General features: G+C 65.2%; 23 protein-coding genes and 1 tRNA gene. 5 read left to right on the forward strand and 19 right to left on the reverse strand.

Annotated features, from left to right (window positions below; translation table 11 throughout):
- Positions 1–170: 170 nt before the first annotated feature.
- Positions 171–1,943 (forward strand): oleate hydratase, encoded by a 1,773-nt coding sequence (locus ACTIAO_RS00620; RefSeq protein WP_441904410.1) that lies wholly within the window; start codon positions 171–173, stop codon positions 1,941–1,943.
- 72 nt (positions 1,944–2,015) lie between these two features.
- Here ACTIAO_RS00620 and ACTIAO_RS00625 read toward each other — a convergent pair whose 3' ends face one another.
- Positions 2,016–2,846: a M23 family metallopeptidase gene (locus ACTIAO_RS00625; protein WP_441904411.1), complete on the reverse strand. Its 831-nt coding sequence runs from the start codon at positions 2,844–2,846 to the stop codon at positions 2,016–2,018.
- A 332-nt stretch (positions 2,847–3,178) separates the two neighbouring features.
- Positions 3,179–3,382 carry a cold-shock protein gene (locus ACTIAO_RS00630; protein ID WP_147037883.1) on the reverse strand — a complete coding sequence of 68 codons (204 nt, stop codon included), beginning with the start codon at positions 3,380–3,382 and terminating at the stop codon, positions 3,179–3,181.
- A 291-nt stretch (positions 3,383–3,673) separates the two neighbouring features.
- On the opposite strand from ACTIAO_RS00630, the gene pepN reads away from it, so the two are divergent.
- Positions 3,674–6,166, forward strand: a complete 2,493-nt coding sequence (gene pepN / locus ACTIAO_RS00635) for an aminopeptidase N (protein ID WP_441904412.1) — start codon at positions 3,674–3,676, stop codon at positions 6,164–6,166.
- Here pepN and ACTIAO_RS00640 read toward each other — a convergent pair.
- Positions 6,151–6,684: a GNAT family N-acetyltransferase gene (locus ACTIAO_RS00640; RefSeq protein WP_441904413.1), complete on the reverse strand. Its 534-nt coding sequence runs from the start codon at positions 6,682–6,684 to the stop codon at positions 6,151–6,153. The genes pepN and ACTIAO_RS00640 overlap by 16 nt on opposite strands.
- Entirely contained in the window at positions 6,681–7,319 is a 639-nt protein-coding gene (locus ACTIAO_RS00645; protein WP_441904414.1) for an MBL fold metallo-hydrolase, read from the reverse strand. The genes ACTIAO_RS00640 and ACTIAO_RS00645 overlap by 4 nt, the downstream gene beginning before the upstream one ends.
- Positions 7,320–7,477: 158 nt before the next feature.
- Here ACTIAO_RS00645 and ACTIAO_RS00650 point away from each other — a divergent pair.
- A tRNA-Glu gene (locus ACTIAO_RS00650) sits at positions 7,478–7,553 on the forward strand.
- Between the two features lie 62 nt (positions 7,554–7,615).
- Here ACTIAO_RS00650 and ACTIAO_RS00655 read toward each other — a convergent pair.
- A complete protein-coding gene (locus ACTIAO_RS00655) occupies positions 7,616–8,743 on the reverse strand; it encodes a tyrosine-type recombinase/integrase (protein ID WP_441904415.1) in 1,128 nt (375 codons plus the stop codon).
- Between the two features lie 11 nt (positions 8,744–8,754).
- Positions 8,755–8,967 carry a helix-turn-helix transcriptional regulator gene (locus tag ACTIAO_RS00660; protein ID WP_087016189.1) on the reverse strand — a complete coding sequence of 71 codons (213 nt, stop codon included), beginning with the start codon at positions 8,965–8,967 and terminating at the stop codon, positions 8,755–8,757.
- Positions 8,968–9,087: 120 nt separating this feature from the next.
- Between ACTIAO_RS00660 and ACTIAO_RS00665 the strand changes: the two genes are divergently transcribed.
- Complete coding sequence (locus tag ACTIAO_RS00665) at positions 9,088–9,792, forward strand: hypothetical protein (protein ID WP_087016187.1); 705 nt, start codon at positions 9,088–9,090, stop codon at positions 9,790–9,792.
- Between the two features lie 17 nt (positions 9,793–9,809).
- Here ACTIAO_RS00665 and ACTIAO_RS00670 read toward each other — a convergent pair whose 3' ends face one another.
- The 9 genes from ACTIAO_RS00670 to ACTIAO_RS00710 form a co-directional block, all read right to left on the reverse strand.
- Positions 9,810–10,133: a type II toxin-antitoxin system RelE/ParE family toxin gene (locus ACTIAO_RS00670; protein ID WP_087016185.1), complete on the reverse strand. Its 324-nt coding sequence runs from the start codon at positions 10,131–10,133 to the stop codon at positions 9,810–9,812.
- Positions 10,130–10,369, reverse strand: a complete 240-nt coding sequence (locus tag ACTIAO_RS00675) for an addiction module protein (protein WP_087016183.1) — start codon at positions 10,367–10,369, stop codon at positions 10,130–10,132. The genes ACTIAO_RS00670 and ACTIAO_RS00675 overlap by 4 nt, the downstream gene beginning before the upstream one ends.
- 44 nt (positions 10,370–10,413) lie before the next feature.
- Positions 10,414–13,872 carry a MobF family relaxase gene (mobF, locus tag ACTIAO_RS00680; RefSeq protein ID WP_087016181.1) on the reverse strand — a complete coding sequence of 1,153 codons (3,459 nt, stop codon included), beginning with the start codon at positions 13,870–13,872 and terminating at the stop codon, positions 10,414–10,416.
- A 137-nt stretch (positions 13,873–14,009) separates the two neighbouring features.
- Complete coding sequence (locus ACTIAO_RS00685; protein WP_087016179.1) at positions 14,010–14,609, reverse strand: hypothetical protein; 600 nt, start codon at positions 14,607–14,609, stop codon at positions 14,010–14,012.
- Positions 14,606–15,904: a hypothetical protein gene (locus tag ACTIAO_RS00690; RefSeq protein ID WP_441904416.1), complete on the reverse strand. Its 1,299-nt coding sequence runs from the start codon at positions 15,902–15,904 to the stop codon at positions 14,606–14,608. The genes ACTIAO_RS00685 and ACTIAO_RS00690 overlap by 4 nt, the downstream gene beginning before the upstream one ends.
- Positions 15,901–16,665, reverse strand: coding sequence for an ATP-binding cassette domain-containing protein (locus tag ACTIAO_RS00695; RefSeq protein WP_087016175.1), 765 nt, complete (start codon positions 16,663–16,665; stop codon positions 15,901–15,903). The genes ACTIAO_RS00690 and ACTIAO_RS00695 overlap by 4 nt, the downstream gene beginning before the upstream one ends.
- Positions 16,662–17,315: a response regulator transcription factor gene (locus ACTIAO_RS00700; protein ID WP_087016173.1), complete on the reverse strand. Its 654-nt coding sequence runs from the start codon at positions 17,313–17,315 to the stop codon at positions 16,662–16,664. The genes ACTIAO_RS00695 and ACTIAO_RS00700 overlap by 4 nt, the downstream gene beginning before the upstream one ends.
- Positions 17,308–18,522, reverse strand: a complete 1,215-nt coding sequence (locus ACTIAO_RS00705) for a sensor histidine kinase (protein WP_176387288.1) — start codon at positions 18,520–18,522, stop codon at positions 17,308–17,310. The genes ACTIAO_RS00700 and ACTIAO_RS00705 overlap by 8 nt, the downstream gene beginning before the upstream one ends.
- Positions 18,523–18,954: 432 nt before the next feature.
- Positions 18,955–19,998, reverse strand: a complete 1,044-nt coding sequence (locus ACTIAO_RS00710; protein ID WP_441904417.1) for a tellurite resistance/C4-dicarboxylate transporter family protein — start codon at positions 19,996–19,998, stop codon at positions 18,955–18,957.
- Positions 19,999–20,147: 149 nt separating this feature from the next.
- Here ACTIAO_RS00710 and ACTIAO_RS00715 point away from each other — a divergent pair, with 149 nt between their 5' ends.
- Entirely contained in the window at positions 20,148–20,582 is a 435-nt protein-coding gene (locus ACTIAO_RS00715; protein WP_441904418.1) for a hypothetical protein, read from the forward strand.
- Here ACTIAO_RS00715 and ACTIAO_RS00720 read toward each other — a convergent pair.
- Genes ACTIAO_RS00720 through ACTIAO_RS00735 form a run of 4 tightly spaced genes read right to left on the reverse strand, consistent with a single transcriptional unit; the run spans position 20,579 to position 24,037 of the window.
- On the reverse strand, positions 20,579–21,817 hold the full coding sequence (locus ACTIAO_RS00720; protein ID WP_441904419.1) for an MFS transporter: 1,239 nt from the start codon (positions 21,815–21,817) through the stop codon (positions 20,579–20,581). The genes ACTIAO_RS00715 and ACTIAO_RS00720 overlap by 4 nt on opposite strands.
- A complete protein-coding gene (locus ACTIAO_RS00725; RefSeq protein WP_441904420.1) occupies positions 21,814–22,362 on the reverse strand; it encodes an ArsR/SmtB family transcription factor in 549 nt (182 codons plus the stop codon). The genes ACTIAO_RS00720 and ACTIAO_RS00725 overlap by 4 nt, the downstream gene beginning before the upstream one ends.
- 59 nt (positions 22,363–22,421) lie before the next feature.
- Positions 22,422–23,483, reverse strand: coding sequence for a DUF4349 domain-containing protein (locus ACTIAO_RS00730; protein WP_441904421.1), 1,062 nt, complete (start codon positions 23,481–23,483; stop codon positions 22,422–22,424).
- Entirely contained in the window at positions 23,480–24,037 is a 558-nt protein-coding gene (locus tag ACTIAO_RS00735) for an RNA polymerase sigma factor (protein WP_441904422.1), read from the reverse strand. The genes ACTIAO_RS00730 and ACTIAO_RS00735 overlap by 4 nt, the downstream gene beginning before the upstream one ends.
- Positions 24,038–24,180 lie beyond the last annotated feature (143 nt).

The raw sequence follows: 24,180 nt of genomic DNA on the forward strand, positions 1-24,180 counted from the left end.
CCCCCGCTTCGGCGGGGGTTTTTGCTTTCGCTTCCGTATCACCCGTTGTACACCCGCGGGTGATGTCCCGGGTGAATATGCGGCGGCACTCCTGAGCCCGTCAGCACACCACTCTAGCCTGAGGGCAGGCGCCGATTTCGTGGCTCCGACGATCGACCGAAGGAGTGGTTTTGCGTTACACAAGCGGGAACTATGAGGCATTCGCTCGTCCGAGGAAGCCCGATGGGGTTGATTCGAAGCGGGCCTGGTTCGTCGGCTCCGGGCTCTCAGCCCTCGCCGGTGCGGCTTTCCTGATCCGAGACGGACAGATGGATGGCTCGAAGATCACGATCTTCGAGCAGCAAGATCTTCCCGGTGGCGCCCTGGACGGTCTCGACGTTCCGGACAAGGGGTTCGTCATTCGCGGTGGCCGCGAGATGGAGAGCAACTTCGAGTGCCTGTGGGACCTGTTCCGCTCCATCCCGTCGCTCGAAGAGGAGAACGCGAGCGTCCTCGACGAGTTCTTCTGGCTGAACCGCGACGACCCCAACTTCACGCTGCGCCGCACGACCAAGAACCAGGGCGAAGACGGCGGGACTGACTTCAAGTTCGACCTGAGCGCGAAAGCGCAGCAGGAGATCTCCAACATCTTCACGGCGCTGCCGGAGGAGATGGAGGACAAGCGCATCGATGAGGTGTTCACGAGCGCGTTCCTCGACAGCAACTTCTGGCTGTACTGGCGCACGATGTTCGCCTTCGAGGAGTGGCACTCCGCCCTCGAGATGAAGTTGTATCTGCACCGCTTCATCCACCAGATCCAGGGGCTTCCCGACTTCTCCACCCTCAAGTTCACGCGTTTCAACCAGTTCGAGTCTTTGGTGATGCCGCTGGTCAAGTGGCTGACCGAGCACGGAGTCAAGTTCCAGTACGGCACGGTCATCACCGATGTCGACTTCGCGATCGAGAAGGACGAGAACCGCAAGCAGGCCAGCCGTATCCACCTCATCGAGCGCGGTGAGAAGAAGCAGCTCGACCTCACCGATGACGACTTGCTGTTCATCACGATCGGCTCGCTGACCGAGAACTCGAATGACGGCGATCACAAGACGCCGGCGAAGCTGAAGACCGGTCCCGCACCGGCGTGGGACCTGTGGCGTCGCATTGCCGCGCAGGATGAGTCGTTCGGCAATCCGGATGTTTTCGGTTCTCACATTCCGAAGACCAAGTGGGAGTCGGCGACGGTCACGACGCTGGACGAGCGGATCCCGGAGTACATCCAGAAGATCTCCAAGCGCGATCCGTTCAGCGGCAAGGTCGTCACCGGCGGCATCGTGACGGTGATGGACTCGAACTGGCTGATGTCGTGGACCGTGAACCGTCAGCCGCACTTCAAGAAGCAGCCGAAGGACCAGATCGTCGTCTGGGTGTACGGCCTGTTCCCCGAGGCGGAGGGCGACTTCGTCAAGAAGCCGATGCAGGACTGCACGGGCGAGGAGATCACCCAGGAGTGGCTGTACCACCTCGGCGTTCCCGAAGACCAGATCGTCGAGCTTGCGGCGACCGGTGCCAAGACGGTCCCCGTGATGATGCCGTACATCACGGCGTTCTTCATGCCGCGCAAGCACAGCGATCGTCCGGCTGTCGTCCCCGAGGGCGCGACGAACTTCGCATTCATCGGTCAGTTCGCGCAGTCGCAGGAGCGCGACTGCATCTTCACGACCGAGTACTCCGTGCGAACCCCGATGGAAGCGGTGTACACGCTGCTGGACATCGAGCGCGGCGTACCTGAGGTGTTCAACTCCACCTACGACGTGCGGGCGCTGTTCCATGCGGTCAATCGCATGCGCGATGGCGAGACGTACAAGATTCCCGGTGGCCCGCTGGCGCGGAAGTTCGCGCATCACCACATCGAGAACAACGTCGTCGGTCAGCTCCTCGAACACTACGGACTCGTTGACAAGTAGTCCCTCTGCGTCAACGATAAAGGCACCCAGGCGCAATGCCTGGGTGCCTTTGTCGTTCGCTGTGTGAATCGATCAGTTCAGATGCTCCTGCATCCATGGCATCGGATCGATGGCGGCGTTGTTGATGTGCACTTCGAAGTGCAGGCAGGAGCCGAAGACGTAGCCGGTCGAACCGACGTCCCCAAGGTACTGGCCAGCCTCGACGCAATCGCCGACGTCGACAGCACGCGTGCCGTAGTTCATGTGGGAGTACACGGTGCTCACGGATTCGCCGTCGACGATGCTCTCGATCTGGATCGTGACGCCGTAGCCCTGATAGCTCTCGCTCGAGCGGGAGACGCAACCCTTCATCGCTGCGTTGATCGGCGCGCCGACGGGAGCGGCGAAGTCCTGTCCCAGGTGCGACCGCCCTGGACGGGATGCGCCGAAGCCATCGGTGAATGAGTAGCTTCCCTCGGCCATCGGCATCACGACGTGATCGGCGATGGGGATGTCTACGGCGCTTGCGAGCGGCATACCGGCTGACACCGCTGCCGAGATGGCCTGCGAGCGCGTCGCCTGGATCTCTTCGGGTGTTGTCGCCGAGAAGTTGCCGCGAGGCGCGATCTCTGCGCGGATCTCGTCTGTCGAGCTGTATGTCTGTGTGGGGTCATCGGCGGAGCCGGATGCCACGGTGAGCGCAGCGACCGGGCTCGAATCCGGGTTCAGGGCCGGGAGTGCTGCGCCAGCGATCATGCCGCCGACAGCAAGGGTGGCTCCGATGGCCTTCGTCTTCGCCCAGCGCCGACGACGAACGTTTCTCGGGGGGCGGTGGCTCGTGGCCGCGGGGACTGCCGCTTCGGTGCGGGGGACCGTGGGGAGGTCCCGGCGTGGAGTGGCAGGAATCTCTTCGCGCGGCGCCATCGGGATGGCGGGCTGCTCGGTTGCGGCCGCGGCAAGAGCCGCCTGTGCTGCGAGCCGTCGGTCGCGGCGCAGCTGCGGCCTGGGGGCAATCGAGCTGTCTTCGGGAGCGGGCGCGGCGGATTCGGGCGCGCGCTCGGGAGGCAGGGAGTTCGTGACGGGGTCCTTCCGGTGGAGCAGTTCTGCTCGACGACGATCCCTTCGGGTAGGACCGTTACCGTTCTGTAATTTACGTGGCGGGAGGCGTCACGTCAAGTCGCGAACCTGTGAATATGAGGCCGGACAGATGAAAGGCCCGACTCCGCGTGGCGGAATCGGGCCTTTCGAAGCTCAGATCAGAGCGGACGAATGTTCGTCGCCTGGGGGCCCTTGGGTCCCTGCTCCGTGTCGAACTCGACCTTCTGTGCTTCCTCGAGGTTGCGGTAACCGCTCGACTGGATCGCGCTGAAGTGCGCGAAGACGTCTGCGGATCCGTCATCGGGAGCAATGAAGCCGAAGCCCTTGTCGGAGTTGAACCATTTGACAGTGCCAGTGGCCATGCTGTGTTTCCTTTGGTGTTCGTGGGTCGATCATCGACCCGTCTTGCCGTGACCATGAATCGGTACGGCAGTTCTGAGGCTATCCGGGGAGCGGCGAAGAAGCGGCGTGACGTGCCCGGAGAGAGTGAGATTGGTGAGGGCGGAAGAACAAGTGGCCACCATGCCGTGTAAGCAATCGGACCGATGAACAGGCGGAGATACCATCCGTCATCGCGAATACAAACTCATTCTAGCCGATCCGACACCAAAAACCACACCAGATGGCGAACAGAGGCATGAAACGATGGTTCCATGAGCTCTGCGAACCTGACCAGGAATGAGACGGCCGTGCGATACGCGGCCATCACCGTCCACGACATCCGCGTCGAATTGGATCTGCGGGAGGCGCGAGACCCGGGGCAGTCCACCTTCGGGACCACGACGACGCTGCGCTTCGATGCCACCTCATCGGAGACGTGGATCGACTTCATCGGTGAAGCCGTGACCGCGGTGACAGTGAACGGTGAATCGCGTCGCGTCGAGTACGACGGCGCGCGCATCGTGCTCTCCGGGCTCGCAGCATCCAACACGGTCGTGATCGACGCGCACGGCGTCTACAGCCGTTCAGGTGAGGGTCTTCACCGGTTCGTCGACCCTGTCGATGGCGAGACATATCTCTACACCCAGTACGAGCCGGCGGATTCGCGTCGGGTCATGGCCTGCTTCGAACAGCCGGACATGAAGGCGTCCTATACCTTCGTCGTCCACGCGCCGACCGGCTGGCACGTGCTGTCGAACCAGAGTGCCGTGGGCGTCACGGCGGATGCTGGCGCGCAGACCGTCGAATTCGCGCCTACGCTGCCGCTGTCGAGTTACATCACCTCGATCGCCGCGGGCCCCTACCACCGCGTGGAGGCGCAGTGGACTCGCGGCGATCAGACGGTTGCGCTCGGAGTCCTGTGCCGCCCATCGCTCGCTCAGTTCCTCGAGGCAGACGAGATCATCGAGGTCACCCGGCAGGGGCTCGACTTCTTCACCGATGCTTTCGCCTACCCGTATCCGTGGGGCAAGTACGACCAGATCTTCGTTCCCGAGTACAACCTCGGGGCGATGGAGAACCCTGGTCTGGTCACCTTCACAGAGTCATATCTCTCGCGCGGTGCGGCGACGGAGGCGCAGCGTGGGGGACGCGCGAATACGATCCTGCACGAGATGGCACACATGTGGTTCGGCGACCTCGTCACCATGCGCTGGTGGGATGACCTGTGGCTGAAGGAATCCTTTGCCGACTACATGGGCGCGCACGCCTCGGCCGCTGCGACTCGCTATACCGACGCGTGGGTACGATTCGCCGCGAATCGCAAGGCATGGGCCTACCTACAGGATCAGCTTCCCACGACGCATCCGATCGTCGCCGACATCACCGACCTCGAAGCCGCCAAGCTCAACTTCGACGGCATCACCTATGCGAAGGGCGCCGCCGTGCTCAAGCAGCTGGTTGCGTTCGTCGGCGAGGACCACTTCTTCGAGGGGGCACGCCGATACTTCGCCGCTCACGCCTACGGCAATACGACAGTGGAGGATCTGCTCGTTCAGCTGGAAGACGTCTCCGGCCGCGATGTGCGGGCTTGGTCGCGCGCATGGCTCGAAACGAGCGGGATGTCGACGCTTGCTCTGGAGACGGACGAGGACGGTCAGCGGATGCTGGTGCAGACGGACCCGCGACCGCACCGTCTACGTGTCGGACTGTACGACCTCCGTGACGGACGTCTCGTGCTCAGCGAGAAGGTCGAGCTCGATATCGTCGACGAGCGGACACTGGTTCGAATCGGCGACGCCGACCTCGTGATCATCAACGACGACGACCTCACCTACGCCAAGGCGCGTCTCGATGCGCGATCGCTGGATGCCGTGGAGCAGGCACTATCATCGCTCGAGCCGCTTCCCCGTGCGCTGGTGTGGTCGTCGCTGTGGAACGACACACGAGACGGCGTGCTCTCGGCGGCCCGGTATCTGAAGATCGTCGCGGCCCATGCTCCGACCGAGGACAACATCGGACTGCTCAGCGGAGTGCTGGCGAACGCGGCCCACGCGATCGGTCACTTCCTTCCGGATGCTGCGCGCTCGGCGCAGCGCGCCACGTGGCTGCAGGCGACGTGGTCGGCGCTCGAAGCCGCAGAAGCCGGCAGCGATGCGCAGCTGTCCTGGGCGCGCGCGTTCGCGGCGGCATCCGCCTACGACGATGCCCGCGCCGCGCAGGTGCGAGCGATTCTTGACGGAAATGGACCCGAAGGGCTGCGTGTGGATCCCGATCTGCGTTGGGCACTGCTCACGTCACTGGCAACGGTCGGGCAGGCGACCGGCCCCGACATCGAGGCGGAACTCGAGCGCGATGGAACAGCATCTGGCCGGACCGCAGCCATCCGGGCCCTCGCGGCACGACCGGTGCAGGAGGTGCGTCTTGTCGCTTGGCATCGAGCGTGGGAAGACGAGTCGCTCAGCAACGATCACCTCAGCGCCACCGTGGACGGTGTGCGTGCTGGCGGGCGTCGTGACCTCATCAGCATGCTCGATGCGGGATACTTCGAGCGGATCACCGGCGCATGGCGTGATCGCAGCATCGAACTGGCTCGGCGACTGGTGGTCGGGCTGTTCCCGGCATCCGAGAGTCTGGAGCTCGTCGACGGCTGGCTCGCGCAGAACGAGTCGGCTCCGGCGGCACTGCGACGACTGGTGATCGAGCAGCGCGACCATCTCGCCCGAGACCTGCGCGTGCGCGCCCTCCAGGATCAGCTGGAGAGCTGACCGTCGGCACCGACCGTCATGCCCATGACCGTGCGTACGATCCAGGGGTGCGCATGGTCATCGGCGATGTGCGTCATCCCGAGATGCTCCGCGACACGACGGGAAGCGGTGTTCTCCGGATGGATGATCGCTGTGAGCGCCGTCGGGGCAAACTCCCGACGGATGAGCTCGACACAAGCCTGCGCCGCCTCAGTGGCGAAGCCGCGGCCCTGCTGCGCGGTCACTACGTGATAGCCGACTTCGCGTACAGGCGTGTCGTTGTAGGACTGCCAAGTGATGCCGCAGTCGCCGATGAATTCTCCTGAGTGCGTCTCGAGGATCCACAGTCCGTGACCATCGTGCGCGTACCGCTCCTGGTTGCGCTCGATCCACGCGACGCTCTCTGGGCGTGTTTTCGGAGCGGCATAGAACGCCATGATGTCCGCATCACCGAGGAGCGCAGCCATGTTATCGAGGTCGCGGATTGTCATCTCTCGGAAACGCAAGCGCGAAGTGGGGGACGGCAGCAGTCGTTTCACAGGTCGAGCGTGTCGCCGGGATCGAGTTCGAAGAACTCCCCACCGTTCTGCTCGGTCGCCCACTGGAGGCGTTGCCGGTGCATATTGCGGCCGATCACCGAAAGGGTCATGTCGTGTACGCCGAATGCACGGCGCGGCTTGACGGCCAGCACGAAGTCCATCGCGTCGCCGACCTTCAGCCAGGGGGCGCCGAGGGGCGCCGCGAGAGCATCGACCTCCACGCCCTCCGGGACGGCGTAGGAATCGCCCGGGTAGTAGAGCGTGTCGTTGACGAGGACTCCGACGTTCTGCACGAGGGGGAGCGATGCGTGGATGACCGCATGGTCGCCACCGAAGAAACGCAGGGTGAACCTGCCGGCGGTGACGGTATCGCCGGGGGAGACCACCGTGATCTCGTAGTCGGATGCCGCTGCCGCGACACCGGCTGGAGCGAAGATCGGCGTGCCGGGGACCGCGCGGAGAATGCGGTCAAGATGCTCGGGAGTCCAGTGATCGGGATGCTCGTGGGTGAGCACCACACCGACCACGCCCGAGAGATCGTCGAGCGGCGTGGTGAACGAGCCGGGATCGATCAGGAGCGTATCGCCACTCTCGTCGAGTCGAAGCGTGGCATGTTCGTGCTTGGTTACGCGCATACCGAGAGTCAACTCCTTTCGACAGCTCGCCGCAAAATCGAGAACTCACGCGGTGACGCGCCCGGGATCCGGGTTCGCCCCGGCCGGATTTTGCGGAGTCGAAATCCTCATGGCATACTTGAACGGTTGTCGCGGGGCAGAAATGCTCCGCAAGGCATGGCCCCATCGTATAGCGGCCTAGTACGCCGCCCTCTCACGGCGGTAACGCGGGTTCGAATCCCGCTGGGGTCACCAACAAGAAAACCCCCGCTCAGGCGGGGGTTTTCGCATATCCGACGATAGCCGCTGAAACGGGGCTAAGCGGCTTTTGGCAACAGATTGGCAACATCCGATTTCATCGCTGCCCGGTCGAGCGCAGTGGCAACGCCGTCGAGGTCGTCATCGAACAGGTCGGCGTACACGTCGAGGGTGACTGCGGCCGAGGCGTGTCCGAGCATCCGCTGCACGGCCTTGACGTTCGCTCCAGCGCTGACCGCGAGTGATGCGGCGGTGTGCCGTAGTTCGTGGGGCGTGAGTCCTTTGAGGCCGATTACGGTTGCGGCGGTGTCGAACCAGCCGACGCGGTAGACGTGGTTGCGGAGCCAGGTGCCGGTGCGGATGCCGTAGAACACGGGAGCGTCGGCGTCGCGTCCGGTGATCTGCGCGCGGAGCAGGCGGACGAGGAACGCAGGGATCGGGATGCTCCGGTGCTCGTAGTCCTTCGTTGGCTCGATGCGCTGGTACCCCTTGTCGGCGACGACGGTCTGCTCGACGGTCAGGCGAGGATGTTTCGCGTCGAGGTCGAGGTCACAGATTCGCAGCCCGGATAGTTCGCCCCAGCGCAGGCCGCAGTATGCGAGAGTGAGCACGACGAGGCCATAGCCATAGTCTCGACCGTCTTTCATCTCGTCAATGGCCTGGGCGAGCGCCGCGACCTGATCGTGCGAGAGATACCGCTTGCGCGTCTTTGTCGGCTTGGGGAGTTTGAGCCTGGCGGCGGGGTTCGACGGCAGGCGCTCGTCCTCGACCGCGAACCGTAGTGCTCCCGAGAGCACGTTGACGATCTTCCGCACTGTCGCGGGTGCGCCTGGTAGTGCGGATGCCCATTCCTGTACTCGGAGCCGGGTGAGGTTGCCGATCGGGATGCTGCCGAGCTCGGGCGTGATGTGCTTATCGATGATGTTCTCGACACGGCTGCGCGTGGTTGCTCGCAGGTCGCCTCGCGCGGCGAGCCAAGTTTGGAGCCAGTCGGCGACGCTCACCTTCGCGAGCGAGGGATCGAGGTAGCGGCCTTGGGCGATGTTGACCTCGGTCGTCGCCAGGAAAAGCTCAGCGGCCTTCTTTGTCGTGAAGCCGCGCTTCTGGGTCTGCTTCTTGTCGGGTCGGCGATAGAGGGCACGGTAACGACGGCCTTTCGCCGTCTCGTACGCCTCAATGCTTCCCATGACTCTGTCGCCTACTTCTCCAGCCCGGCGAGGCGCTGCACGTCGATGCGACGGTAGACGCGCTTGTGTCGGGTGAGTCGTACCGGCTCCACCGGAGCCTCGCCTGCGAGGGCAAGAGTTCGAAGCGTCGTGCGGTGGATGCCGAGCAGTGCGGCGGTTTCTTCCTCGGAGTAGAAGAGCGGGGGATGCGGGTGCTCGTCTGTGGGTGCGGCATTCTGACCCATCGTGTCCTCCGATCTAACTCATATCATAGCTGCGATAGCAGCGAGTATCTTAGATTAGATCACAACACGCCGATAACAGCAAGTGTTTTAGTTGCTCGTGTTGCTCGCTAGAATCGGAACATGCCCACACCCTCCGGTCATCGCCCCGGCGACCAGTCCTATGACGGACTGCTCGTACAGGACGACCTGCCTGACGGGTGGCACCTGCCTGACCGCTTTCCGGGGGAGCGGGCCGAGGACGCGAGTGCGTTCCTGGATGAAGCGCTCGGCTATAACGACCAGGCCGTGACTGCGGAGGATCGGCAGGCGCAGCTCGACTCGGAGCAGAACGAGACGATCGACGGCCGTTGGCGTTACATCGAGCACGCGGCGACCGCGACTCGCGTGTTCATTCGGCTCCAGCGTCAGCAGTTCGCCGTGCCGGAGGAAGTGAAGATCACCGGCGTCGTGTACCTTCCGTGGCGACCGGGCGACCCCATCTCCAGCCAAGACCTTCGTACCCTGCCGACCGCTCGGATTGAGGCTGCGATCAACGAGCGGCTGTTCGCAATGAAGCGGACGGTCACGATCACAGGCGGAAAGATCGTGCTGCCGTCTGGTCGGAAGATCAGCGAGCGCGATCTACTCAAGCCGCTCGGGAACCCGAAGCAGACGCCGGACTTCTACGAACTCGTCGCGCTCCAGTACGGCAAGCTCGCGTCACAGGGTGATGAGGCCCCGGCGGTCACTATGGGGAAGATCAACGGCGTCGCTCACGCCACCGCGCAGGGCTGGCTCGTCCGCACCCGCGCGCGCGGACTTCTGCCTCCCGGTCGCCGGGGATAGCTCGCTACGCTGCCCGCTTAGAGGTCTTTGAGTCGTTTCCGCCAGTATCCGGGGCGGCGTCTCTCGTGCGCGTACGCGACAACGATGACCTCGTCGTCTCGAACGAAGTAGATGATGCCGTAGGGGAACACGTCAGTGCCCTTGCGTCGAAGACGAGGGATGCGCTGGCGGCCACGATAGAGCGGCGCGGAATCCGGCCACTCCCTGATGAAGTCCACGCCGTTGTCGAGGTCATCACCCAGTCGGTCGCCCAGCCCGGCTTCCTGATCGTCATACCAGGCGAGGGCGTCGAGATACTCCTCGCGAGCGGCCGGATGCTCGCGCCAGGATAGCGCGCTCACTTGCGGCGAGCCGCCAACATTGCTCGGGCCAAGCGTCGGGTCTCGTCGCCGTCAACAAGTTCGACCTTGCCGGTCAGAATCTCGTCCACCCGAAGGTCGATCTCTTCATCCCATGCGGCATCGACTTCTGCCTGCTCGGTGTCGCTGATCTGCTGGAGCGCGAGCGCAGCAATCTCGCGCTCATCGGCGGAGAGGGTGCGTCCCTCTGCGATGTAGTCTGCGAGCTTCGGCGTCATGCTCCAAGTCTACCGCTGAGGCCTGACGTTCGGGGGAAAGCTCGCTACAGCCTCGACACGTCGTTGTGTGGGCCGGTGCGACGACGGCTCTCGCTGAGCAGATCATGGGACGCGTGGAGCTTGCGCGCGCGGGACTCTCGGGCGAGCCGTGCCCGTTCTGCGGCCTCGCGCTGGGCCGTGATCCGAGCAGCGGCGTCCTGCACAGACAAGGATCGCAAGGTGGTTGCCTCTTGTCGTGCGATCGCGGCGGCGCGGCCCGCGTTGGCGGCTTCTCGGTCGGAGCGGGTGAACTCGTAGCGCAGTGGATCGCGCCGTACCTGTTCGGCTCCGAAGATGTCGGCATGGAGCGCGCGGCGTTCGCTGCGGTGTCGCTTGTCCATCTCCTCCCCGGCAGTACGGGCGGCTTCGGCGTGCTGCTCGGCTTCGATCACGCGAGGGTCGCGGGCGGCGAGCCGTTCAGCTGCGCGCGAGGCCCAGCCGGTGAGGGTGTCGGCGTCGCGGGGCGTGGTGCCCCAACGGTCTGCAACACGGGCACCGCTCTTTCCCGCTCGTGTGGTCGCGGCCTGGTGGTCTTTGCGTGCGGCGCGTCTCCCGAACCTCCCTGCTGTGTTGAACTTTGTCTGTGCGGCTGCCTCATGATCAAGCGCGGCCAGGTGCTCGCGGCCTTCCTGCATTGCGACCACCGTGAGCGGTTCCCGCACCTCGGCGCGCACACGTGTTGCCGCCTCAGTCTCGGCCTGGATCACGGCGGTTTGCTCGTCCATCTCTGCCTGCTGGTGCTCGTGCTGCTGGTCGAGGCGCGCGCCGACGCGCTCCCACCACGCGGCGCGTCGCTCGGCCTTCTCCGCATCCTGGATGAGCTGCGCGACGCGCGTGTTCACGAGCTTCACCGTGCCCTCGTCAACGAGACCTCGCACGGCCTCCGCCGCGCGCTCTGTCGCGTCGGCGAGGCCGCGGTCGGCGTTATCGCGTTCCATCGCGTCGATGAACTGCGCCCGCGCCTCGGCACGGCTCTCCGCGATGACGTGCAGGGCGTTCTCGCCCCTGCCTCTCGTCATGCCGACATACACCGCCGCGCCATTGATGCCGTCGCTGAGGATCGTGTGCGAGGCCAGGGCGGTCACCCCTTGCACGCCGTAGGCGGTCGCTGCATAGACCAGGTGCGCGTGCTCGCGGATGTATTCCGCGGGGAGGTGCCGTGTGTGTTCCCGCTTGCGGTCGTCGTGTGCGTCGCGCACCCAGACCGATCCGTCCGCTTCGACGTGCTGCACCATCCACTGCTGCCGGTTAGCCACCCCCAGCGCAGTGTCGTTACTGCGAGTCTGGATCAGATCACCCGCACCGATACTCAGCCCATCCCTGCCCATCGTCGTGGCGGCGTCATCGACCAGGCCGCGAGCGATCCGCTCTTCCCGGATGCGCTCATTCAACCGCGTAGCGTCCTCGTTTCCCGCGACGGTGATTGTCTCTCCGTCGCGGGCATTCTGCGCGATGTGCTCTTGTAGCTCGTCGCCGTCTGCGTGTAGGCGGATAAGGCCGAGCCGGTCGAGTTGGTCGAACACATCGCCGGGGTTGTAGCGGTCGCGCATACGGACGGTGAGGTCGGCGTAGTCGGGGTCGATGAAGCGGTGTACCTCGGCCATGTCGAAGATGCGACCGCGAATCAGTGCGGCCATGTCGAGCACACCGCCGCGCCCGACAGCTGCGAGTTGCGCACGGTCGCCCACAAGCGCGACCGTTGCACCCACTTCCGCTGCAACCGTGAACAGCGCGAGAGCTGCATCTTGGTCAAGCATCCCGGCCTCATCGACAACGATCCGATCCCCGCGCCGCAACACAGTACCGGGCGGCGGGCCCGTGAACTCTGCGCCTGTGGCCGGATCAGTCGCGCCCGGCGTGAGTCGCATCCATACGCCGTCCTCATTCCACCGGTAGCCATGCGCGTGCACGAGAGCGGCAACTGATGTTGCGGGCACGCCGAGCTCCTGGTGTGCAACCTCGGCGGCGCGCTTGGTCGGCGCGACGACTCGCACGCGTCGGCCGTGATCGTTCGCGGCGGCTATTGCCGTGGCGAGCATCGTGGTCTTCCCCGCCCCGGCTGCGCCTTCCACGATCACGAGTGGATCGGTGGATGCGACTGCTGCGGCCGCGTCGAGTTGGCCTGCGTCGAGCTGCTGCCCGAGACGCTCTGCAACCTGCGACACGTCACGATGGCGCTGCTTCTTCTCCGGCGTGTGGGCGGTGAGCAGGTCGCGCAGTTCGGTTTCGACCTGCACCACGCGCAAGGTCGTGAGATGCGCCACATGCTCCGGTGCGGGTGCACCAGTCGGGAGGATCGAAAAGCAATCCTCGAGCGCGAGCGCCGTTGAGAGTGCGACCAGCTCACGCAACTCCTCGTGGGTAGCACGCACTCCGTATTCGTTGATGATGCGGGTGACGTGCTCCTGCACGTCGTGACGCGTCCACGCCGAGCACGCGGCGGCGCAGCGATCCAGCGCGCGCGACGTAATCTCCTGCACCGACAGTTCGTCTGATTGCGCCGGCGCGCTGACGAGTTTGCGGGTGAGGGTTTCCGGGTCGTAGCCGGCCTCTCGTAGCTCGGTCAACCATTCAGCCTCTTCCCGCGTCGTGGCGGGCTTCTTCGCGGGCCGCTCGAACGCCCACGCCTTCGCCGTCAACCGCGACGACACCACCGGCCCCATTGTCTCGCCCGGATGCGCCGCTTCCCACTCGGCTTCGAGCCGTTCCAGGTTCTTCCGTACCTGTGCGCCGCGCTTGCTCATCAGCGCGTTGAACGGCTCCAACTCCGTTACCTCTCCCGTCACCGGGTCAAGGGTGAGGCCATGCTTGTCGAGCACCGCCGCAAGCTCAGGGCTGGCAGCGATCACGGCGGCCCCGAGCGCACGGATCGCGCCCTGCTGTTTGAACATCGCCGCCGTATCCAACGCCCGCCATTTGCCTGCCGCCCAGACCCTGGTGCCGACCTGCATATGGATGTGGCGGTGCGGGTCACCCGCACGAGAAGTGCGATGCGTGATCCCGACGACCTGCATGTGCTCGATCGGTACAACCTCCTGCTTCCCGCGCGGACCGACACGCGTCACTGAGTGCTGAGCGAGCCACCGCTGAATCTCCGATAGCGCGTCCTGCTGCGCAGCATCCAAGGCTTCGGATACTTCGGAGTGGAGAGCGGCGGCGATGGACAGAGATTTCGGAGTGTTGATGACCATCTCTGCGAACCGAGGTGAGCCTTGACGATCCGACCCCGCGAGCCGTGGCCTGCCCATTCGTTCGCCGGTGTCGGGGTTGATCCAGTCCACCCAGCCCGCATAGTCATCAGAGCTGAGCGATCGGCTATTCGCCTCGCCGGATGCGTCGACGACGGCGTAAGAGATGCCGGTGGCATCGCCAAGGTAATAGTCATCTGCTCGCGAGCGGTCGGCCTCGACATAACGCATGGCATCGGCTCCGGTGCCCCGGAACAGAACCACACCGCCATGCATCTCGACTCCTAACTAAGATGACTGCTGTCGTCGTAGTATACGTTCATTCTTATTATGAATGCTTTGTATGAAGTGAGGTCTGACCGGGCTTGGCTGAACGAGGGCATGCGGTGCGGCCGTTTGGCAACGCGTGGGTGCTATTTAGTCCGCAGGTGTAGGGCGCATCCGACCGTAAGAAGGGCTATGGCTGCGACCCAGTTCGCCGGGTGGCTGGTGTCGGTGAGGACGAAGCCCCAGGTCTCGCTGAACGGATACTGACCGGGGTTGACGACGACCGGGAGCAGGATGAGGGTCGCTGGTGCGACGGCGGCGATGCGTCGGTCGAGGAAGCGGGCGGCGATCAGGCCCGCACCGAGGAGACCGAGCATGTTGCGTAACGGGGCGAGTGTTCCGGTCGTGCCGATCACGGCCTCATCAGCCGCGAGGCCGAGCAAATGCGAGAGAAGTAGCGCGGTGCCGGTGCATACCGTCAGGACGATGCCGTGCAGGAGCAGACGTTGCGGCCACAGCGGCCGAGACGCGAGGCGTTCGGCATCGCGGGTATGTGAGCCGTAGACGATCAGTGCGGCAGCGACTGGGATGAACTGGCCGAGCGCGGTGAGGGAGGTCGCCGCAAGGAAGTCCGGCCGGGAGAAAACGAGCGCTCGCGCGCCAACGAGCGCGAGCGCGGTCTGGAGGGCGAGCACCGACAGAATGACTGGGAGCAGGTGCCGGGCGTGCAGGAAGCGGAGTGTCATCCGATGATGTCCTCAGGGCGCAGCGAGCAATCGAGGTACGCGGCAGAATGCTCGGCGAACCAGGTTTGCGCCTCGGGGAGTGTCTTCGAGCGAAGCGCGTCGACCAGTCGATTCAGCTCGGCGGCATCGACCGCGAACAGGGCGGCGTCGGGATCATCGGCGAGGAACACATTCACGGCCCCGAGGGCGGGCCAGGCGCCGCCGGCCTCGTCGGTCCCACAGCGCTGCCCGACCAGCGAGAACAGCGCGGCATGCACGCTGTCTGTGACGGGGTCGGCGCTGGCCGGGTTCAGTGCGAACGTCTTGAATCGGTCGCTGCCACCGTCAGGCACAGTCCCGTCGCCTTGTGAGAGGGTGTCGAAGGCAAGTTCGCTCGATGCGACGAGGGAGGCGATGCGTCCCCAACGAGTTAGTAGATCCTCCCGCAGAGGCGCGTATTGCGGCAGAACATGCAGGGTCAGCGCGGGATCCTCTGAGGTGAGTGTCGTGAAGGATAGCTCGGACGGCGAGACAGAGACGGTGATGCGTTCGGCGGCGGGGGCGAGCGCAGCTGCGACGGGCACGCCCGCCGCGATCAGGGCGGCCCCTGCCACGGTCGAGACGAGCCGTCGCGGGCCGCGGAGTACAGCGATGATTGCGATGAGTGCAGTGATGACAAGGAGGACGAGCGCGTAGCGCAGCAACACCCAGTCGGAGTCGACGTGGGTGAAGGCGTCTTGTGCGGTGTCGATGCGGCGCAGCGGGTTTGCGAACTGGAGCCAGGGCGCCCCGAGGTCGAGGAACTGCGCCAGGTAGAGCATGGTCGGCGCGATGATCGCAACTGGCAGTGCAGCCCAACCGGGGAGTGCGGCAGCGGTCGTGGCGCCGATGGTCACGCTCACGAGCACCACCAGCAGTCCGTGCAGCAGTGCGATCGTCGGTGCTCCGGTGATCCCTACGATGACCGCGCGGACGACAAGTCCGGCAAGGACGATGAGCCAGAGGGCAGCTCCCCACAGCCAGGCGGCGATCGTCTGACGGAGGATCGCGGCCGCGAGCGACCGCGGGGCGGTGCGCAGAATCGGGCCGCCGCCGCTGCGGACCTCACGGGTTGCGTCCCACGCGGTCGCGGCGGCGAGGATCGGAGCCAGGAGCGTGGCGCCGGCGCTGAGGGCAGAAGCAATGTTCGCCCAGCTCGCCACGACGGGGTGCGTTGAAGTGGAGGCGGTAATTGCGTAAGCGGCGAGGATGATCGGGCCGGCCGGCAGCAGCAGGATCGACCGCCGCAATCCGATCGACAGTGGCCCGCGGTTCACGTCAGTGCCGCCGTTTCAGCGAGTAAGGCGGCATAGCCGCGCTCGAGTGGACTGTCGCCTGGAGAGTCCGGTCGGCCCTGAGCCTCCAGCTCCGGGACGGTCCCGACGAAGACGACCCGGCCGCGATCCAGGACCACGACGGTATCCGCGGTGGCGCGCACGTCCTCGATGAGGTGGGTGCTGGTGAGCACGGCGGTCTGTCGGCCAAGGTCGCGGATCAGTTCACGGAACGCGACGCGCTGCGCCGGGTCAAGTCCGACTGTCGGCTCGTCCAACAGCAGCAGCGCGGGTCGATTCACAATCGCCTGCGCGATACCGGCGCGGCGGAGCATTCCACCCGACAGCGACTTCAGCGGCGACGCCGACCGCTCCGTAAGGCCGACCGCCTCTATCGCCTGGATCGCCGCGTCGGACCTGCGTGGAGCGGGTATCTCCTTGAGCCATGCAACGTACTCGACTAGTTCCCGGACCTGGAACGAGGGCGTGAAGCGGAAGTCTTGGGGCAGGTAACCCAGGGATGCGCGCGCGAGCCGCCGCCCCACGCGATTTCCCAGATCATGGCCGCTGACAGTGACGATTCCCCGGTATCGCATGTCCAGCGTGGCGAGCGCGCGAATCAAGGTCGACTTCCCGGCGCCGTTCGGACCTACCAGTGCAGTGACGCCGGTGTCGACGGTGAGGCTGACCTCGTGCAGCGCATCCACGCGCATGCGCCGGTGCCGGATGGTCAGTGCCTCCACCCGTGTGGTCGGTTCAGTCATCGGATGAGTCCTTTGTCGAGGGCGAAGGCGATGAGCTGGAGGCGCGAGCGCATCCCGAGCTTGGTGAGGATATGGGAGACATGCGATTTCACGGTCGTCTCGCTGATAAACGCGATGGTGGCGATCTGTGCGTTGGACAGGCCGCGCGCCGCATACAGGAACACCTGGCGTTCCCTCGGGGTGAGTGGGTCGAGCGCGTCGACCACTGGAGTCCGCGTGACCGTGCGCGACTCGCGCAGCACTTCGGTGGACGACCGGCATGCGAACACGCTCTGCCCGGCATGGACGGTCCGCACCGCGTCGAGCAATGTCTCGGCCGTGGTGTCCTTCAGGAGGAAGCCCGCCGCCCCGGCGCGCGTCGCGGCGGCCACAGCCTCGTCGCTGCGGATCGTCGTGAGCACCAGCACCGCCGGGGCATCCGCACCAGCGACATCGAGGATGCGCGCGGTGGCGGCGATCCCGTTCAGCGCGGGCATGCGCACGTCCATCAGCACCACATCCGGTCGCTCGCGCTGCACCAGTGCGATAGCCGCTTCTCCGTCGTGGGCGGCGCCGGTGAATCGCATGTCGGGCTGGGACTCAACCATCATCCGCACTCCGTCGCAGAACAGCCGCTCGTCATCGACGACAGCGACGCGAATCTCACTCATCCTCGCCGCCTCTCGTCCGCGCTGGCAGGTAGGCGGTGACGATCCAGGAGTTCTCCTGCTCGTCGCGCGCCGCAGAGAGCCAGCCACCGGCCAGACGCGCGCGTTCCTGCATTCCAGTGACGCCTCGCCCACTTCCCGCGACCGGTGCTTCACCAGTGGCGCGAGAGACCACGGTGACCGCGAGGCCGGCGTCCTGCCAATCCAACGACACGTCCGCACCTCGTTCCACGGCCCCGTGGACGAGAGCGTTCGTCAGCGCCTCTTGAACAATCCGATGAGCTGACAATTCACTTACTGGCGACAGCGCACCAGGAGAACCGAGCTGCTGCACCCGCACCGGCAGCCCCGCCTGTTGCATCCGCTCGAACAGAGCGTCCAGGTCGGCAACGCCCGGGGCCGGGGCGTCATCGCCAGGCGCACCCAGAGCATCGATCAGCCAGCGGACATCTCCGAGAGTCTGCCTTGCCGTATCCGCGATCGTTCGCAACGGGACGCTGGCTTGCTCGGTCTTGGCGGCGACGCGGGCGCCCTCGGCCTGCGCGACGATGACGGCCAGCGAGTGTGCGAGCACGTCATGCACCTCCTGAGCGATCCGATCGCGTTCCCCGGCCAGCAGGAGCTCACCCTCTGCTGCCGACAGCGCCGACAGCGCCGACTCGCGGGCAGCCCGCTGCGCGTCCAAGGCCGCAAGGCTGCGCCGGTAGGCGAACGCGATCGCCCATACTCCGATGAACACGAGGAGACTCCCGAGAGCCCAGCTCGCGATCTGCCCGGCAAGGTCCGGGGAGTCCCAACTGTAGGTCACCGTGGTCGATCCGCCCAGTGGTGGTGAATTCAGTGCCGCCACACACAGCGCCGCAATCACGGCGAATCCGAAAGCGCACCGGACTCGGCTATGGGGCAGCGTCACGGTCGTCACCGCGATCACGACCAGCAGCGCACCGTACAACCACACTTGCCACGGCCCGAGGAACGCCCCGAACCGCAGCGCCGGGAGAGCGAGCTGGGCGATGAGGAGCACGAGCCCCAGCGCCAAGCTCGTCATCGGCAGTCGTCGCGCCAGGCACAGCGACGTCGCGAGCAACGCGAGACCGATGGGCGCGACCGGTGACGCGATAAAGAAAGACGGCAGGCCGGCCCCGATCAACAGCACAACGCCGGCCAGCGGCAACGCTGCCTCGCTGGACCACCGCTGCAATCGAATCATGCCATCGACTCTATGAGCTGACCTTTCCGTTCTACTGGACTTCGTTCGCAATCTCATCCAATAGGTGGAGAAGCAGACGGACGACAGTCGTACGAAGCTCCATTGCCTGCCGGTGGTGCGGTGCAGGGCCTCCGGCGCTATCTCTACATCGGTGCTGAGGAATTTGGGATTGGTCGCCGCTACAGGGCGGCAACGTGGCAACATCCTGGCAACCAACGCTGGTGACGAGAACTTTCGCGTCGCACTCGACACACGCAGGACCCCAGTAAACACAGGGCAGAACGGAGTCGGGTACGCAGTTCCGGGGGGAGCCGATTCCCCTCTCACGGCGGTAACGCGGGTTCGAATCCCGCTGGGGTCACAACACATCGAAAACCCTCGGCTTGCGCCGAGGGTTTTCGTGTATCCGCCGACTGTGGGCAAACCCGTGGCTCAGCGCCGTGTGAACCGGCGGATCACCTGCACCATCATCGCGACGAAGACGATGGTCCACGCGGCCAGCGAAACCCAGAACCAGGCATGGCCGACTGCCTCGACCAGGGGGAGCGAGTCTGCACGGCCGAGCGAGATGCTTGCGACCCCGTACATCCCGACGGGGAAGACCATGCTCCACAGGCCAGGCTCATAGCGCAGCGGCACACGGTGATACCAGTGCCGCCAGATTCCGGCCGCGATAAGTATCGGGATGAGCCAGGTCGCAAAGGACCAGAAGAACACGGAAAGTCCGGCGATCAGCGACTTTGTGACGACGATCATCGGCGCATCGTGCATCTCGATGATGCGGGATCCTGCGACGACGGTTATAGCGAGCGCGCCCATCATCACCCAGTACGAGGGCGTCAGATCGATCGGCTTCACACCGTAGAGCATCACGCGCAGCGTCACGAAGATCGCGCAGGCGACGTAGAGAGCGATGCCGACACCCCACGCCATGACGGAGATGATCGCCAGGGCATCCTGGAAATCGGGCTCGGCGGACCCCAGCCCAGAGGCGACCACCGCGATCGACTGACTGGCGACGACCCAGATGAACCACGTTCCGTTGGCATCTTGAAGCGTGGCATGACGACCGCCGCCGAGCATGGCGAACCACGGGATGATGTAGCCGAGCACCAACCAGGCCACGATCGAGACTCCCAGCAGCACGACGGCAACGGTGTCGAAATGGGTGTTGAGCAGCGTGGTCGAAATCACGCACGTCGCGGCGATGAACGTGAAGTAGCCGAAGCCGCGATCCGATGCATGCAGGTCCGCAAGCACCTCCGTGCGGTGCGCGATGATCCGCCAGACGTTGAGGACGAGCAGGATCACGTAGAAGATCAGCGCAATCCACAGCAGAACGAGCGAGAGCATCTCGAATCCGAGAAACCACGCACCGATCGACACGATGCCGGTGCCCATTACCCCGGCGAAGTACCCGGGAGTCAACGTCGCCGGGCTCCAGACATGGGTGTCGCTTCTGGTCGTCGCTGTCACGGTCTTCACCATATCTGTCATCCGGCGCGCGACCGAGGAGTCGTAGCGGTTCGATGTTGATCAGGAATCGAGAAGTGCTCGGCGTGCAGAGGTCGTAGCGTGGGCACCGGCGGCGCAGTCGCGTCGCCCCGATGATCAAGGAGCAAGAGATGGCTGAGAAGACCGCAGGCCTGTCCAAAGACGAGCGCGATGCTGTGAAGCAGCGCGCCGCGGAGGTGCGCGCGCAGGAGAAGGCGGGCAAGTCTCGCGCAGCCGGGGAGAAGGCCGTGCGCGAGGCGATCGCGGCGATGCCGGACGAGGACCGCATCCTCGCCGAGGGCATCGATCGGATCGTCTCCGAAGTAGCACCGCAGCTCGTCCCCAAGACCTGGTACGGCTTCCCGTCGTACGCGGACACCGACGGCAAGGTCGTGGTGTTCTTCAAGGCGGCCTCGAAGTTCACCACCCGGTACGCGACGCTCGGGTTCGAAGAGGCCGCGCAGCTCGACGATGGAGACCTGTGGGTCACGTCGTTCGCTCTCGTCGCGCTCACTCCGGAGACCGAGAAGACGATCGCTGCGCACATTCGCAAGGCGGCTGGTTAAGCCGGATCTCGCAGGGAGAGCGCACGAAAAGCAGGATTGGCCAGCGGGACGATCATCATGCCCATCAGTGCCGCTCCGAATCCGACGAACGCGATCCAGATCGTGGTCGCTGCAGCGAGCGCCCCGAACGCGGCCATCGCGAGCGGCATCAGCACGTCGTCGCCGAGACGTGTCATCGCGCTCATGCGGCCGAGATACGCGGTGTCGATCGTGGCAGCGAACGTCGCGCTCAGCAGCACGGAAGCGAACCCAGCGGTCAGGCCGATGATCGTGCATCCGATGCCGGTCAGCCAAGCGGGGCCTACGCCGATGAGAATGATCCCCGCGCCCTGCACGACGAGTGCCCAGAATCCGCCGAGCGCCCCGCGCCGCGGTCGCCACTTCGCGACGGCGATCGCGCCGAGCGCGGCACCCAGGCCGATGAGCGCCTCGAAGATGCCGACGGCCTGTGCGCCCCACCCCTCATCATGTGCGCGGAGCGCGATTCCGATTCCCGTGGCGGGGCCCACGGCGAGGTTGAGGCCCGACAGGGCGATGACCAATGTGCGGGTCGTCGGCGCATCCTTCAGATGGACGAATCCGCGCAGGATGCCGCGGAGCGCGGATTCGCGTGATGCGCGGGCGAGTGCGAATCGCGGTCGCAACCAGATCGCGATGAACGCGATGACCAGCGTGAAGGTGAGCGCGTTGATCGACGCGCTGCCGGCGAGCCCGGCGTATGCGACGAGGAATCCGCCGAGCGCAGCCCCGCCCATTGTTCCGAGCCTCGTCGCCGTCTGCATGACCGCGCTGTACGACGGCAGATCATCCACGCGCACCAGCTGTCGGCCGATCGTTGCCGCCGATGGCTCGTAGAACGCGTCGCATGCGCCGAAAGCGATCGCTGCCAGCGTCAAGATGAGGACGGTCGGCGGATAGGCGAGTACCCACACCGCGACTCCGATCAGCACTCCGACCCGGAGAATATTGAAGACGATCATGACGTGCCGCGCGTTCGCACGATCGGCGAGCACGCCGCCGAAAAGCAGGATGAGCGCGCGGGGGAGGGTGCCCGCTGCCACGATGAGTCCGGCGATCGCCGGACTTGTTATCTGCACGGCAGTCCAGGCGAGGGCAATGCTCCAGATCGCATCGCCGGCATCGGAGAGAGCCTTGACACCGATCCAGGCATGCACGGCATGGTCGCGCGAGAACTGCGGTGGTTCGCGAAGCAGAGTGGGTTCTTCTGTTGTCATGGCGAGGTGGGGAAGCCGTGTGCGAAGACGAAGACGGGGCGGCGCTCAATGCCGTCGTCGGTGTCGATCGAGCGACGCCAGGTATCGATCGTCTCGGCCAGCGCCCGCGACAGCATCGCCAATTCTTCGGCGGACGCCCATGCGAGCGAATCCGTACTGAAGGCCGCTCGGCTCCATGCGGCGTCGTTGTTGCCGCTGCGGTGCCAGGCCGACAGTCGAGCAATCTGGGTGTTGATGTTCGCGCGCTCAGCGCTGCGGGCCAGCATGGTGTCGGCGGGGGAATCGGCGAAATCGTCGACGGACCAGGTGAAGCGCCGACGTGTTGGACGCCACCAGCTGGTGCGCTTGTCGCCGGTCGGATCATCGGCACGCTCGACGATTCCCGCACGTTCCAGCATCCGCAGGTGATGGCTGATGCTGCCGACCTGCTGTTCGAGAGCGCGGGCCAGCCCGGTCACCTGACTCGTGCCGTACAGCCCGAGGTAGTCGACGATGCGGCGACGCATCGGGTGGTGGACGGCGGTGATCGCCTGGATCTCTTCCATGCGATCCACGCTAAGCGGATGCGATGGTTCTCACAAGATTTCTTGTATACCCCGGAAAATCAGGGAATATCGGATGCTGCTGTACGACGGCGGCGCCCTCGGATCAGCCAGATCACGAGGACGATGACGCCCGCGACAGCCAACCAGGGCAGCAGGAACCCGACGGCGATCACCAGGGCGTTCAGCGAGACGATGAGGCCGTTCCACCCCGCGGCCAGCCCGTCGATGAAGCCGTCCGGCTCTGCCGCAGCCTGTACGCGCGTGGTCAGCTGCACCTGTAGCGACGACATCGCGACCTGGTCCTCGAGCGCCGCGAGTTGCTGCGTGTACGACTCGAGCTGGGCCTGGCGGTCGGTGAGAGCGATCTCGGCATCGATGAGCTCGGACACGCTGCCGGACTGTGCCATCAGCTCGGTCAGTCGCTCCACCGAGGCCGCGGTCGCATCCACTCGCGCCCGCAGATCGATCGCCGCCGAGGTGACATCCTGTTTCGACATGGATGACGAGATCACGGTGCCGGTATCGCCGAGCTCGTCGATCACACCGGTCAGATCCTCGGAGGGGACACGGATGCTGATCGAACCGTATGCACTCTGGGAGTCCGAAGTTCTCATCTCGGTCGCCGGCACAGCCGAGATGTCGGTGCTCTCGACGTAGCCGCCGTGGGCATCGGCGAGGGCTGTGACAGCATCCACTGCGCCGGCGATGTCATCGACACGGACGGTCGCCTGTGCGCTCGCGATGATCTCGCGCCCTGCGATCTCTGCCGCCGCGCTCTCCGCGGTATCCAGCTGCACGCCTTCCGGCGCGGCCATGTCGGCGTCTCCTCCCGAGCTGTCGGACACGAAGGAAGTCATGTCGCTCGAGCTGACCGACGTCGTCGATGTCACATTGAGCAGTGGAGGTGCAATCAATACGCCGGCGACGAAGGCCGCCGCGATGCCGATCCCGGTGAGCCAGCCGCGACGCCGTCTGCGCGTTTTCGTCGAGGCGGCTGCGGCCGGTGCGTTCGCGCGGTCTGACGCGATCTCAGCGAACACGGCATCCTCGATGCGGTCGATGCTCGCCTGCGACAGCTCCGGTAGGCCTGCCGCAGCATCCGTGGTGTTCTGATCGTTCATGCGTCTCTCGATTCCTGGACTGTGCTGCGCAACTGGGTGCGCACTCGTGAGAGACGGTTTCTCACCGCGGCGGAGGTGACGCCGAGCTCATCCGCTGCCTCCTGGTACGCGTAGCCCTCGGCAGCGCACAGCCGGAAGATCTCGCGGTCGAGTTCGCCGAGCGTGCCGATCTCATCGGCGATCCGCGCAGCCAGCTCGGTCGTGATGACCTGCTCCTCGACGTTCACGGTGCCTGGCAGGCTCTCCGAGGCGGCATCCGTGGTGTGCGCGAGATCACGGCGCCGCTGGCGCAGCCGGTTGGCCGACTGGAACCGGCAGATCGTCGCCAGCCAGGGCAGCAGCGACTCGCCCTTCAGCTGGAGGCCCGGGAGCTTCCGCCACGCTGTGACGAAAGTCTCCTGGGTCACGTCTTCCGCATCAGCGGGGGAGCGCAGGATGCCGTGGGCGATCCAGTAGACCGGACGCACATGCGCGCGGTAGAGCGTGCGGAAGGCACCCTGGTCGCCTGCGGCGGCGCGGGCCGCAAGATCCTGGTCCTCTGACTGCTCCGACATCCGGTTCCTTTCGGTGTCTCTCACTGGAGAGTGTCGTGAGGTGCTCCATCGTCTCAGAATCGTCCGGTAACATCGATGGAGCGAGAGGGAGTATCCCGTTTCTCCGCGTTCGTCATCACGAGCAACAACTATGTTGCTCCGGA

Origin of the sequence: Microbacterium sp., assembly GCF_052099035.1 — a bacterium.
Taxonomy (GTDB): Bacteria; Actinomycetota; Actinomycetes; order Actinomycetales; family Microbacteriaceae; genus Microbacterium.